This window comes from Aeromonas sp. 2HA2 (assembly GCF_029237345.1).
Classification (GTDB): Bacteria; Pseudomonadota; Gammaproteobacteria; order Enterobacterales; family Aeromonadaceae; genus Aeromonas; species Aeromonas salmonicida.
Genome location: NZ_JAACGB010000007.1, coordinates 169,445 through 183,208, shown reverse-complemented (window position 1 = coordinate 183,208; position 13,764 = coordinate 169,445). Strand labels below are relative to the sequence as shown.

The following is a 13,764-nucleotide window of genomic DNA, read 5'->3' as shown; positions in this document are numbered from 1 at the left end:
TCTTCAATCATGCGGGCGTGGCGACAGGTTCCAGGGAACCCTTGGGCGCAGAGATGGTGCGGTAGGCGTTGTAGGCCATCAGCAACATACCGGTGACAAAGAAGCAGCCACCCAGGAAGCGCACGAAGTAGAAGGGATAGGATGCTTGCAACGCTTCTACGAAGCTGTAGGTCAGGGTGCCGTCATCGTTGACTGCACGCCACATCAGACCCTGCATCACACCGGAAATCCACATGGCAACGATGTAAAGTACTGTCCCCACGGTCGCCAGCCAGAAGTGCACGTTGATCAGACGAATGCTGTACATGCGGCCCTGATCGAACAGGTTCGGGATCAGGTGATATATGGCGCCGATGGATACCATGGCAACCCAGCCCAGGGCACCTGAGTGGACGTGGCCCACTGTCCAGTCGGTGTAGTGGGAGAGGGCATTGACTGTCTTGATCGCCATCATGGGGCCTTCGAAGGTGGACATGCCGTAGAACGACAGGGACACGATCAGGAAGCGCAGAATGGGGTCATAACGCAGTTTGTGCCAGGCACCGGACAGGGTCATGATGCCGTTGATCATGCCACCCCAGGAGGGAACGAACAGGATCAGGGACATCACCATGCCCAGAGACTGAGCCCAGTCAGGCAGGGCGGTATAGTGCAGGTGGTGCGGACCGGCCCAGATATAGAGAGAGATCAGCGCCCAGAAGTGCACGATGGAGAGACGGTAGGAGTAAACCGGACGTCCCGCCTGCTTGGGCACGAAGTAGTACATCATGCCAAGGAAACCGGCTGTCAGCAGGAAGCCAACCGCGTTGTGGCCATACCACCACTGCACCATGGCATCCATGGCACCGGAATACATGGAGTAGGACTTCATGCCGGAAAGCGGCACTTCCATGTTATTGACGATGTGCAGCACGGCAACCGTAATGATGAAGGCGCCGAAGAACCAGTTCGCCACATAGATATGGGAGGTGGTGCGCTTGACCAGGGTGCCGAAAAAGACCACTGCATAGGCAACCCAGACCACTGTGATGGCGATGTCGATAGGCCATTCCAGCTCTGCGTACTCCTTGGCGGAGGTGAATCCCATCGGCAGCGAAATGGCGGCAGAGAGGATAATCGCCTGCCAGCCCCAGAACACGAAGGAGGCAAGCTTGCCTCCAAACAGTCTGACCTGACAGGTGCGTTGCACCACATAGAAGGAGGTCGCCATCAGGGCGCTACAACCAAATGCGAAGATAACTGCATTGGTGTGCAGAGGGCGCAGGCGGCTGTAAGTCAGCCAGGGAGTGTCGAAGTTGAGGGCAGGCCAGATCAGCTGGGCTGCTATCAGTACGCCAACCGACATGCCGACAATTCCCCAGACAATTGTCATGACGGTGAACTGGCGAACAACGGTGTAGTTGTACTCAGGATGGTTAGTTATATGGCTCATCGTTGTATTCCGCTTCCGATGCTGCTGTTGTTTGATTTTGTGTCCAGTGACATGGACCGACATCATTGGCTACTGCCCTGCCTCTTGTTAACAACTGTTAATGAAAGGAAAAGCAAAAAGTAGCTAAATGAAAATTCAATGGGAATGATACTGAACGGACAGGTAAAATAACAGTATAAACAGTGATATATTTGGCTCCGTCGGGTCCCGCCTGCTTAATAAATTACCTTGCGCGAGATCACGAAAATGTCATTTTTCAGGCATCTTAAAAGGTTGTTTTTTCATGAAAGAGAGACTCACTTCACGCAAAATTGTGCACTTGGCGATCGTCCTGGCTATTTTGCTCGGATTGGTTGCCTATCGAACCTGGTTTGGCGGGGGGCAGGCCCAGGTGGCGGGATCAGAAAAAGATCAAATCTGCGATCTGTCTCACACCTCATGCAGCATGGTTCTGGGTGACAAACCCTTGACCGTCAGTATCGCGTCGCTGCCGGTACAGGCCGAACATGACTTCATGATACTGCTTCAGGGCGGGGATCCGGGGATCAAACCGGTAAAAGCATGGCTGGAGGGGCGGGACATGTTCATGGGCACTATACCGCTCAGTTTCGAGTCCACCGGCACTGGCTGGCAGGGGACGACCATGGTGGGATCCTGTACCTCGGCGATGATGATCTGGCTGCTCAATATCGAGTGGAGCAATGGCCAGCGCCAGCAGCTGGCGCTCTCGGTTGCCCGCTAAATCCTCTCCTTTAAATAAGAAGAGGATGGGGTTGAGGTGAAAATTGATTTGAAATTTTCAGGCAGGGCGTTACCTTGCACAGATTATCAAGGAGTGAAGTTCATTTAATCATGATTGAAAAACAAGCATTTTATCGCGGACTCAACCAGCAAGCACAGGCCCTGCTGGAAGGGGAGCCGGACCTCATTGCCAATCTGGCCAATCTCTCCGCCTTGCTGGCACTGGAGCTGACCGACATCAACTGGGTGGGTTTCTACCTGTTGCAGGGAGATACTCTGGTACTCGGGCCCTTCCAGGGCAAACCGGCCTGCGTGCGTATTCCGGTTGGGCGTGGGGTATGCGGCACTGCGGTTGCTGAGGGTAAAACCCAGCTCATTGACGATGTGCATCAATTTGAAGGGCATATCGCTTGCGATGGTGCCAGCAATGCCGAAATCGTGATCCCGGTGCGCCGTGGTGGCGAGATTATCGGCGTGCTCGATATCGACAGTCCAATTTTTAACCGTTTTGATGAGAAAGACCGGATTGGACTCGAAGAAACGGTGCAAATATTGGAAAGCATGCTCTAAGTCATTGCTAGATGGTTCGCAAAAGGCCCCAAGCTCTCTATAATGGGGCCTTTGTTGTGTTGTGCTCGGGCGTACCCGCGCGTTTATATGAAAGCCAAGGTTATACATGGAAAACACTGAAAAGCTGAAGAACAGTAAAGAGATCGTTGCCTACCTGGTCGAGAAGTTCCCGGCCTGCTTCATTGCTGAAGGAGAGGCCAAGCCGCTCAAGATTGGCATCTTCCAGGATTTGGCCGAGCGTCTCGCTGACGATGCCAGAGTCTCCAAGACCATGCTGCGCTCTGCACTGCGTCAATACACCTCCAGCTGGCGTTACCTGCATGGCCTCAAAGCCGGCCAGGCCCGTGTCGATCTGGACGGCAACCCGGGCGAGCTGCTCACCGAAGAGCACATCGAGCACGCCAAGCAAGCGCTGAAAGAGAGCAAAGAGCGTGTCTTTGCCAGCCGCCGCACCAACAATAAAGAAGAGAAGGCCAAGCAGCCCCGTCGTCCTGCCCCGCGCAAGGCCGATGCTGCCGCCAAATCTGACAAGCCCAAGGCCGCACCCAAGGCAGTCGTTGCCGATGCGCCTCTGGTGAAGGTCGATGCCGCCAATCTGAAAGTGGATCAGGGTGTCAGGGTCGTGCTGGGCAAGTCTCCGGTGCCGGCGACCATCAAGGAAGTGACCAAGGATGACGTTCAGGTCCAACTGCAGACCGGCATGATGCTGCGGGTCAAATTTGAGCATCTGGTTCTCTAAGGAGACAAATGTTGAAGCATGGCGTAATTCGTTTTTCCCTCGTTGCCTGTAGCCTGGCGCTTGCCGGGCTTGCACAGGCCATCGAGCCGGTGCTCAAGGAAAGTGATTTGCCTGTGTTGGCTCAAGAGAGCCAACATGCTACGGCTAGCAAGCGAATTGCCAATCTGTTTACCCGCTCGCATTACAAGCAGTTCAAGCTGGACGATGCCTTTTCCTCCGTGATTTACGACAAGTATCTGGAGAATCTGGACTACAGCCGAAACCTGTTTTTGGCCTCTGATATCAGCCGCTTTGAAAAGTACCGTAACGGCTTTGACACCGATCTCGAAAGAGGACGGCTGGCGCCTGCTTACGAGATGTTCAATCTGAGTCAGCAGCGGCGTTATGAGCGGTTCGAATACGCCCTCAAACTGCTCGATACCCCTTTCGATTTTACCCAGCCCGACAATTACCTCTTTGATCGGGAAGGGGCGGCTTGGCCCAAAGATGAAGGCGAACTCAACGAGTTGTGGCGCCAGCGGGTCAAGTTCGATGCCCTGAGCCTCAAGCTCAGCGGCAAGGAGTGGCCCGAGATCAAGGAGCTGCTTGGCAAGCGTTACAACAACGCCATCAAGCGGATGTCCCAGACCGAGAGCGAGGATGTGTTCCAGCTCTTCATGAACTCCTTCGCCCGCGCCATCGAACCGCACACCAGTTATCTCTCCCCGCGCAGCGCCGATCGCTTCAACACCGAGATGAACCTCTCGCTGGAAGGCATCGGAGCCGTGTTGCAGGCAGAGGATGACTTTACCGTCATTCGCTCCCTGGTGCCGGGTGGCCCGGCTGCCAAGTCCAACCACCTCAAACCCGATGACAAGATCACCGGGGTAGGGCAGGACGATGGCAAGATTGTCGATGTGATTGGCTGGCGTCTTGATGACGTGGTCGAGCTCATCAAGGGACCCAAAGGCAGCAAGGTCAAGCTGGAGATCCAGCGCGGCAAGGGCGCCGGCGTCAAGACCGAGCAGATCGAGCTGACCCGCGACAAGGTGCGCCTGGAAGACAGGGCCGCCAAGTCCAAAGTGATCACAGCGGAAGGCAAGAAAATTGGGGTGCTCGAAATCCCGAGTTTCTACGTCAACCTTCACGATGATGTGATCAAGGAGATCTCCAGCCTCAACAAGCAGAAGATCGAAGGCCTGATCGTCGATCTGCGCGGCAATGGCGGCGGTGCGTTGACCGAAGCCTCTGCCCTGAGCGGTCTCTTCTTTGCTGGCGGGCCCGTGGTGCAAATTCGTGATCACATGGGCCGTATCACGGTCAATGGCGATGACGATGGCAACATCTATTACGGTGGCCCCATGTCGGTGATGATCGACAGGTACAGCGCGTCTGCATCCGAGATCTTTGCCGCCGCCATGCAGGATTATGGCCGTGCCCTGATCCTCGGCGAAAACTCGTTTGGCAAAGGCACTGTGCAGCAGCATCGCAGCCTCGCCAAAGTCTATGACTTCTACGAGCAGCCGCTGGGTCACGTGCAATACACCATTGCCAAGTTCTACCGGATCAACGGTGGCAGCACCCAGAACAAGGGCGTCGCTCCCGACATCGGTTTCCCCACTGCGGTAGCACCGGATGAGACGGGTGAAAGTCGCGAGTTCAACGCCTTGCCCTGGGACAAGATTGCCTCGGCCAGTTACAAAAAACTCGGTAACTTCGCCAGCCTCTTGCCCAAGCTGAAAACGGCCCACGAGGCACGGATCGCCAAGGATCCCGAGTTTGCCTATGTGATGCAGGACATCGCCGACTACAAGGTGGAGCACGACAAGAAGTCTGTCTCCCTCAATGAGGCGGAACGTCTGGCAGAGCAGGCCAAGCAGGACGAGAAGGCGCTGTTGCGCACCAACGAACGTCTGGCACGCCTTGGCAAACCTGCGGTGAAGAGTCTCGACGAATTGCCGGCGGATTTTGAAGCCCCCGACGAGTATCTGATCGAAGCGGCCAATATCACGGCGGATCTGGCCAAACTCAGCAAACAAGGCTGACGTTGGCTTGGCAATAACAGGTACACAAGGGCGACTCAGGTCGCCCTTTCTTTTGCCTGAATGCAAACTATTTGACCCTGCCAACCGGTTGTGACAGCCTCTGACACGTCAATTACAAGCGTGGAAGCAAACAATAATGACCGATCACTCCCAGGCCATGACGGCCAAATATCGCCAGGATTATCAGGCTCCGCTCTACTGGATCGACAGCATCGATCTGGATTTTCAACTGCAGGAGCCGCTGACCCAGGTCACCGCCATCTCCCGTCTGCGCCGTAACGGTGAACATAATGAGCCGCTGGTACTGGATGGTGAGGGGCTCTCCCTGCACAGTGTCAGCGTGGATGGCGTGCCTTATCAAGAGCACGAACAGGGGGAGAACACCCTGACCCTGTTCAACCTGCCGGTCGAATGTGTGCTGACCATAGTCACACTGCTGGATCCTGCCGCCAACACGGCGCTGGAAGGACTCTACAAGTCAGGTGATGCCTACTGCACCCAGTGCGAGGCCGAAGGTTTTCGCCGCATCACCTATTATCTGGACCGCCCCGACATACTGGCCCGTTACAGCACCCGGATCACCGCCGACAAGGCCAAGTATCCCTTCCTGCTTTCCAACGGCAACAAGGTCGACAGCGGTGAGCTGGATGGCGGTCGCCACTTCGTGCAGTGGCAGGATCCCTTCCCAAAGCCGAGCTACCTGTTTGCCCTGGTGGCCGGTGACTTTGACGTAGAGCGCAGCCACTACACGACCAAAAGCGGCCGCAAGGTAGCCCTCGAGATCTTCGTCGACAAGGGCAACCTGGACAGAGCCGGTTTCGCCATGGAGAGCCTGATCAACTCCATGCGCTGGGACGAGCAGCGCTTTGGCCTCGAGTACGACCTCGACATCTATATGATCGTCGCGGTGGACTTCTTCAACATGGGCGCCATGGAGAACAAGGGGCTGAACGTTTTCAACTCCAAGTTCGTGCTGGCCAACCCGGCCACTGCCACCGACAGCGATTACCACGGTATCGAGCGGGTCATAGGTCACGAATACTTCCATAACTGGACCGGTAACCGGGTCACTTGCCGCGACTGGTTCCAGCTCAGCCTCAAAGAGGGGCTGACGGTGTTCCGGGATCAGGAGTTCTCCTCCGATCTGGGTTCGCGCGGCGTCAACCGCATCAACAATGTGCGTACCGTGCGCGGTCCGCAGTTTGCCGAAGATGCCGGCCCCATGGCCCACCCCATCCGCCCGGATGTGGTGATCGAGATGAACAACTTCTACACCCTGACCGTCTACGAGAAAGGGTCGGAAGTGATCCGCATGCTGCATACCCTGCTGGGAGAAGAGAATTTCCAGGCGGGTATGCGCCTCTATTTCGAGCGCTTTGACGGTCAGGCGGTGACCTGTGATGATTTCGTGCAGGCGATGGAAGATGCCGGAGGCCGAGATCTCGGTCGGTTCCGCCGCTGGTATAGCCAGTCCGGCACCCCTGAGCTGACAGTGACCGATGAGTACGATGCTGCCAGCGGCGTCTATCGCCTGCATGTGAGCCAGCACACGCCGCCGACTCAGGATCAGCCGCAGAAACTGCCGCTGCACATCCCCCTCGACATCGAGCTGTATGACCAAAATGGCGTAGTCATCCCGCTGCAATATCAGGGCAAGGAAATAGGCCAGGTGCTTGACGTGCTCGAAGCAGAGCAGACCTTTATCTTCGATAAGGTGACAGTCAAGCCGGTTCCCTCTTTGCTGCGGGACTTCAGCGCGCCGGTCAAGCTGCATTATGACTACAGCGACGAGGCACTGGCCTTCCTGATGCGCCACGCCCGCAACGAATTTGCCCGTTGGGATGCGGCCCAGATGTTGATCAACAAGGCGGTGATGGAAGGGGTTGTGCAGGTGCAGCACGGACAGGGAGTCGATGTCTCCGAGACCCTGCTGGCAGCCTTTGTCGCCATCCTGGATGACGCCTCGCTGGATCCGGCACTCAAGGCCGAGATCCTTGCCCTGCCGGGGGAAGCTACCCTGGCCGAGCTGTTCGAGGTGGCCGATATCGATGCCATCCATCAGGTGCGCGATGCTATTCATGCTCGTCTTGCCGCAGCGTTCGGCGCTCGATTGGCATCCACCTATGCGAGCCTGCAACTGCAAGGCTATCAGGTGGTGCATGCCGATATGGCAAAGCGTGCGCTCAAAGGGGTTGTGCTCGGTTATCTGGCGGCACTGGATGCCGCGCACGCTGATGCGCTGGTGCGCCAGCAATACGCCAATGCCGACAACATGACCGATACCCTGGCGGCGCTACAGGTGGCCAACGGCTATCTGCTGCCGTGCCGTTCCGAACTGCTGGCGGACTTTGAAGGCAAATGGGCCAGGGATGGGCTGGTACTGGACAACTGGCTGCGACTGGTGGGCAGCAAACCGGCGACCGATGTCCTCAGTGAGGTTCGTCAGGCGATGGCCCATCCCACCTTCAGCATTCGCAACCCGAACCGGCTGCGAGCACTGATCGGCAGTTTTGCCATGAGCAACCAGGTGCAGTTCCATGCCATCGATGGCAGTGGTTACCGTTTCCTGACCGATATCCTCATCGAGCTCAACGAGGTCAATCCCCAGGTGGCTTCTCGCCTCATCACACCGCTCATTCAGTTCAAGCGACTGGATGAAGGGCGCAAGGCCCTGATCCGCGCAGAGCTGCTCCGGCTGTTCAACCTGGACGGACTGGCACGGGATCTGTTCGAGAAGGTGAGCAAGGCGCTACAGCAGTAAGTGTTGACGGGGCAGGGGAGCCTAGCTCTCCTGCCCTTTTTGTTGAAAACACCATCGAGCAAGGCGCCGCAGTGACCACATCATGGTCGGGCGCTATCGAGAAGGAGTCAGTGTTGAAGCAGTTTACCTTTCGGCTGTCACTCAGTAGCGATGACATACTGTTGATGTATCAGGGGCACGCCAGGCGGCTGGTGGTACGTACCGAACAGGGGCTCACCATAGAGCTGGCCTTGGAAAAAATCCGGCCATTTGTCACTATCAGTGGGGTATACGGCTATTTTCGGCTGAAAACACAGGATGATTATCGCTTTATCAGCCTTGAGCGCATAAGTTAACAAAATTCGAACAGGATCCCGAGTAATTATCTGCTTTCAGTCACTATCTATCCGGTAAATCCGTAATCACCCAGTGGGATTTTCTGTTTTTTGCCAAATTGGCAAAATATTTCACAGCTCAAGCCGTGATCTGCCCCTTGTTTTTAACAAGTCGTTATCACCTTTGCTCGCCTTCCTTGATCCAAGACATTACACTTCGCAGCAACTCTGTACCGGTGGGCATCCAGGGTGGATGTCTTTCCGTCGGTGGTTCATGTCGTCCGATAAGGAATATAGCAATGGCATTGAAAGACGCCCCTACCTCAGTTCTGCTCGAAAACGTTCTCAGCCTGATCCATCAGAAGTTGCCCAAGAAGAGTGCCTCCCTGGTCGAATGCTTCGTTGCCAAGTTCTACGGCAACATGGCCAGCACCGATCTGCACGATCGCAATGACAGCGATCTCTACGGCGCCGCGCTCAGCCTGTGGAATGCGCTCAACCAGCGTACCAGCACGCAACCCTACATCCGGGTCTACAACCCCGAGCTGACCCGCCACGGTTGGCAGTCTCCCCACACCATAGTCGAGATCATACTGCAGGATTCTCCCTTCCTGGTGGACTCCATCCGGATGGCACTCAAGCGTCTGAACATCACGGCGCACATGATGCTGCACCAGCCGCTGCACCTTATTCGTGGCAACGAAGGCAAGATCAGCGCCATTCTGGATCTCGACAATACGGCCGGACAAACTTCGGTCGAAACCGCCTTCCTCATCGAGATCGATCACCTGACCGGTGATGAGCAGATGGATGCGCTGGCTGCCGAGCTCAACTCGGTTGCCGGGGAAGTGGCACTGGCGGTGGGGGACTGGCAACCCATGCTGGGTCGCCTGAACGAGATCATCGACGAGCTGCCCAAGCGCAAGAACCCGGTCAGCAAGGAGGAGGTCAACTCCTGTGTGGCTTTCCTCAAGTGGGTCGCTGCCCACAACTTCACCCTGATGGGATATCGCCGCTATGACGTCAAGGCGGTGGAGGGCGATCACGAGATACTGCCGCTGCCGGAATCCAGCCTGGGCCTGATGAAGAACTCCATCAAGGATGAGGGTCAGCGCCTTGGCAATATGCCGGCCAGCGCCCGCCATGCTGCGTTGAGCTCCGATCTGCTTATCCTCACCAAGTCAAACAGCAAGTCCCGCGTCCACCGCCCTGCCTATGTGGATTACATCGGCATCAAGCGCTTTGACGAGCACGGCAAGGTAGTAGGGGAAGATCGTTTCATCGGTCTCTACGCCTCTTCCATCTACAACACCAGTGCTACCCAGATCCCGCTTATCAGCCACCGGCTGGAACGCATCATGGCCTCCTCCGGTCATGAGAAGGGTTCACACGCCTACAAGGCGCTGCTCAACGTGCTGGAAACCTACCCCCGCGACGAGTTGATCCAGGCTCGTGAAGAGGAGCTGCTGGCCACCGGTCTCGGTGTGCTGGAGATGCAGGAGCGTGACATGTTGCGCTTGTTCGTGCGCCGCGACGTCTACGGTCGTTTCTTCTCCTGCATGGTCTATGTCACCAAGGAGCGCTACAACACGGCGCTGCGGGTCAAGACCCAGCAGATTTTGCAAAAATATTTCGGCAGCAGCGAAGAGGTGGAGTTCAACGTCTACTTCTCCGAAGGCGTGCTCGCGCGGACCCAATACATAGTGCGGGTCAACAATAATAACGTGGATGTAGACGTGAACGAAGTACAGAACAACCTGATTGAAGCGGCCCGCAGCTGGGACGACCGACTCGACTCCGTGCTGCTCTCCCATTATGGCGAGGCCCGTGGCAATGCCTTGCGTGGCCGTTTCAGCAGCGCCTTCCCCCGTGCCTACAAGGAAGATGTGCTGCCGGGCTCCGCTGTGGCAGACATCATGGCGCTGGACAACCTGAGCGAAGCCGAACCGCTGGGCATGCTGTTTTACCGCGCTCAGGAAGAAGAGAACGATCGCCGGGTTCGCCTCAAGCTGTTCCATCGCACCGAGCCCATTCACCTCTCCGATGTGCTGCCCATGCTGGAAAACATGGGGCTGCGGGTGATCGGTGAGACCCCGTATCAGGTGCGTACCCCTTCAGGGGATATATTCTGGATCCTCGATTTCTCCATGTTGCTGCGCGGTGAACAGCCCTTTGATCTTGAGCAGAGCCAGCAGCGATTCCAGGAAGCCTTCGCCGCCGTCTGGAACAAGGGGCTGGAAGATGACGGCTTCAACCGTCTGGTACTGGGGGCCGGCCTCACGGGTCGTCAGGTTTCTGTGCTGCGTGCCTACGCAAAATACATGCGCCAGACCGGGGTCTCTTTCAGCCAGTCCTATATCGAAGAGACCCTCACCCGTTATCCTGACATCGCCCAACTGCTGTTTACCCTGTTCGAGCAGCGCCTCGATCCTGCCAGCAAGCAAGATGCCAAGGTACAGGCCAAGCTCCATGATCAACTGGCAGCCAAACTGGATCAGGTCGCGAACCTGGACGACGATCGCATCATCCGCCGCTTTGTGGAGATGATCGACGCCACCCTGCGTACCAACTACTACCAGCTGGACAAGGCTGGGCAGATCAAGCCCTACATCTCCTTCAAGCTTGCACCGGCCAGCATTACCGACATGCCGTTGCCGCTGCCCAAATTCGAAATCTTCGTCTACTCGCCGCGGGTGGAAGGGGTGCATCTGCGCTGGGGCAAGGTGGCTCGTGGTGGCCTGCGCTGGTCCGATCGCAAGGAAGATTTCCGCACCGAGGTACTGGGTCTGGTCAAGGCGCAGCAGGTGAAGAACACCGTCATAGTGCCGGTGGGCGCCAAGGGCGGCTTCTACTGCAAGCAGATGCCGGTGGGGGCCGCCCGCGCCCTTATCCAGGAAGAGGGCAAGGCCTGCTATCGCCTCTTCATCCGCGGTCTGCTGGATGTGACCGACAACATCATTCAGGGCGAGGTGATCCCGCCCAAATCCGTGGTGCGTCACGACGAGGATGACTACTACCTGGTGGTGGCGGCTGACAAGGGGACGGCCACCTTCTCCGACATCGCCAACGAGATAAGCCAGGAGTATGGCCACTGGCTCGGCGATGCATTCGCCTCCGGCGGCTCAGTCGGTTATGACCACAAGAAGATGGGGATCACGGCCCGTGGTGCCTGGGAATCGGTCAAGCGTCACTTCCGTGAAATCGGCATCAATTGCCAGACCACCGACTTCACCTGCGTAGGGGTGGGTGACATGGCGGGCGACGTGTTCGGCAACGGCATGCTGCTCTCCGAGCATACCCAGCTGGTGGGTGCGTTCAACCACATGCACATCTTCATCGACCCGACCCCCGATGCGGCCAAGAGCTTCGTCGAACGCAAGCGCCTGTTCGAACTGCCTGGCTCCAGCTGGGATGACTACAACCGTGACCTCATCTCGGCAGGGGGGGGCATCTTCCTGCGCTCGGCCAAGTCCATCAAGCTGAGCCCGCAGATCCAGACACTGCTTGGTACCGACAAGGCCAGCATGGCCCCGAACGAGCTGATCAAGGCGCTGCTCTGTCTGAATGTGGACCTGCTCTGGAACGGCGGTATCGGCACCTATGTGAAGAGCGCCCGCGAGAGCGACGCCGAAGTGGGGGATCGCAGCAATGATGTGCTGCGGGTCAATGGTGGCGACCTGCGTGCTCGCATCGTCGGCGAGGGTGGCAACCTGGGCTTTACCCAGCTCGGTCGGGTGGAATACGCCAGCCAGGGTGGCCGCATCAACACCGACTTCACCGACAACGTGGGCGGGGTGGATTGCTCCGACAACGAGGTCAACATCAAGATCCTGCTCAACCAGCTGGTGGCTGCCGGTGATATGACCCTCAAGCAGCGCAACCAGATGCTGTATGAGATGACCGACGATGTGGCGCAAATTGTCATTACCAACGCCTACCGCCAGTCCCAGTCCATCTCGGTCACCAGTTTCCGTGGCACCGAGCAACTGAAAGAGCAGCAACGCTTCATCCAGGGGCTGGAGCGTGAAGGCAAGCTGGATCGGGGGCTGGAGTTCCTGCCCTCCGATGAGGAGCTGTCCGAGCGGATGGCGGCAGGGCAGGGCTTGACCCGTCCCGAGCTGGCGGTGCTGGTGGCTTATGGCAAGATGGTGCTCAAGGAGCAGCTCAACTGCCCTGAGATCACCGAGGAGCCTTTCCTGGCCAACATGCTGGTCACCAGCTTCCCGGCCAAGTTGCAGCAGCAGTTTGGTGCCGCGCTTGCCCAGCACCCGCTGCGTGGCGAAATCATTGCGACCCGGGTGGCCAACATGCTGGTCAACGACATGGGGCTCAACTTCGCCAGCCGGATGAAGGACGAGACCGGTGCCTCCGTGGCGGAAGTGGCTTGCTGCTTCGCCATGGCTCGTGAGGTGTTTGGCCTGGGGGCCCTGTGGCGTGACATCGAAGCGTGTGACAACCTGGTGGATGCCCAGACCCAGCTCGAGCTGATGTTCTACAGCCGCCGCATTGTGCGTCGTGCTACTCGCTGGTTCCTGCGTGCCCGCAATCGCAGCTGGAGCATCGCTGAGAACATCGCTTTCTTCCGTCCGGCGTTCGAGACCCTGGCGACCCACCTCTACGAGGTGATGGACGAGAGCGAGGTCGCAGAGCACCAGCAGGCAGTCGCTGCGCTGGTGGCCAAGCAGGTGCCGGATGCCATCGCCCGTCAGGTGGCTCACATGAGCAGTCTCTTCTCCAGCCTGGATCTGGCGCAGATTGCCGCTGAGCACAAGACCGACATACTGCGTGCCGCCAATGTCTACTATCGTCTCGGTGCCAAGCTGGATCTGCACTGGTTCCTTGAGCAGATCAACCATCAGCCGGTTGGCAACCACTGGCAGGCAATGGCACGGGCATCGTTCCGTGAAGATCTGGACTGGCAGCAACGCAGTCTCACATCTGTGGTACTGGAAGGGTGCAAAGAGCAGGGAGAATGCGCTACCATACTGGCCGACTGGATTTCGGAGCATGAGCAACTCTTGTCCCGTTGGACCCATATGTTGGCCGACTTCAAGACCACGAGTACCCACGAGTTCGCCAAGTTCTCGGTGGCCTTGCGAGAGTTGAACCTGCTCCAGTTGAATTGCCGAACCTCGGCATAACCCCGAAAGCCCCGGCCAGTTGCCGGGGCTTTTTTAAGGAGC

General features: G+C 57.4%; 8 protein-coding genes. 7 read left to right on the top strand and 1 reads right to left on the bottom strand.

What is annotated here, in order from left to right; all coding sequences use genetic code 11:
- Window positions 1-7: 7 nt before the first annotated feature.
- Window positions 8-1,432, bottom strand: a complete 1,425-nt coding sequence (ccoN, locus tag GWQ29_RS11685; RefSeq protein WP_034523587.1) for a cytochrome-c oxidase, cbb3-type subunit I — start codon at window positions 1,430-1,432, stop codon at window positions 8-10.
- A gap of 283 nt (window positions 1,433-1,715) precedes the next feature.
- Here ccoN and GWQ29_RS11680 point away from each other — a divergent pair, with 283 nt between their 5' ends.
- The 7 genes from GWQ29_RS11680 (at window position 1,716) to GWQ29_RS11650 (ending at window position 13,722) form a co-directional block, all read left to right on the top strand.
- The gene (locus GWQ29_RS11680) at window positions 1,716-2,174 is read left to right on the top strand and encodes a hypothetical protein (RefSeq protein WP_265462290.1); all 459 of its coding nucleotides are present in this window, start codon (window positions 1,716-1,718) and stop codon (window positions 2,172-2,174) included.
- A gap of 110 nt (window positions 2,175-2,284) precedes the next feature.
- Window positions 2,285-2,743, top strand: coding sequence for a GAF domain-containing protein (locus GWQ29_RS11675; RefSeq protein WP_005315627.1), 459 nt, complete (start codon window positions 2,285-2,287; stop codon window positions 2,741-2,743).
- A 106-nt stretch (window positions 2,744-2,849) separates the two neighbouring features.
- The gene (gene proQ / locus GWQ29_RS11670; RefSeq protein WP_017412180.1) at window positions 2,850-3,482 is read left to right on the top strand and encodes an RNA chaperone ProQ; all 633 of its coding nucleotides are present in this window, start codon (window positions 2,850-2,852) and stop codon (window positions 3,480-3,482) included.
- A gap of 8 nt (window positions 3,483-3,490) precedes the next feature.
- Window positions 3,491-5,506, top strand: coding sequence for a carboxy terminal-processing peptidase (gene prc / locus GWQ29_RS11665; protein ID WP_275919482.1), 2,016 nt, complete (start codon window positions 3,491-3,493; stop codon window positions 5,504-5,506).
- 136 nt (window positions 5,507-5,642) lie between these two features.
- Entirely contained in the window at window positions 5,643-8,267 is a 2,625-nt protein-coding gene (pepN, locus tag GWQ29_RS11660; RefSeq protein WP_275919481.1) for an aminopeptidase N, read from the top strand.
- 113 nt (window positions 8,268-8,380) lie between these two features.
- Window positions 8,381-8,602: a DUF2835 domain-containing protein gene (locus GWQ29_RS11655; protein ID WP_005315647.1), complete on the top strand. Its 222-nt coding sequence runs from the start codon at window positions 8,381-8,383 to the stop codon at window positions 8,600-8,602.
- Between the two features lie 278 nt (window positions 8,603-8,880).
- Complete coding sequence (locus GWQ29_RS11650) at window positions 8,881-13,722, top strand: NAD-glutamate dehydrogenase (protein WP_275919480.1); 4,842 nt, start codon at window positions 8,881-8,883, stop codon at window positions 13,720-13,722.
- The last annotated feature ends 42 nt before the right edge of the window (window positions 13,723-13,764 follow it).

What these genes read in the sequence shown, in the direction of transcription:
- ccoN (WP_034523587.1), bottom strand. Translation starts at nt 1,432, where the DNA reads ATGAGCCATATAACTAACCATCCTGAGTACAACTACACCGTTGTTCGC.
- GWQ29_RS11680 (WP_265462290.1), top strand. Translation starts at nt 1,716, where the DNA reads ATGAAAGAGAGACTCACTTCACGCAAAATTGTGCACTTGGCGATCGTC.
- GWQ29_RS11675 (WP_005315627.1), top strand. Translation starts at nt 2,285, where the DNA reads ATGATTGAAAAACAAGCATTTTATCGCGGACTCAACCAGCAAGCACAG.
- proQ (WP_017412180.1), top strand. Translation starts at nt 2,850, where the DNA reads ATGGAAAACACTGAAAAGCTGAAGAACAGTAAAGAGATCGTTGCCTAC.
- prc (WP_275919482.1), top strand. Translation starts at nt 3,491, where the DNA reads ATGTTGAAGCATGGCGTAATTCGTTTTTCCCTCGTTGCCTGTAGCCTG.
- pepN (WP_275919481.1), top strand. Translation starts at nt 5,643, where the DNA reads ATGACCGATCACTCCCAGGCCATGACGGCCAAATATCGCCAGGATTAT.
- GWQ29_RS11650 (WP_275919480.1), top strand. Translation starts at nt 8,881, where the DNA reads ATGGCATTGAAAGACGCCCCTACCTCAGTTCTGCTCGAAAACGTTCTC.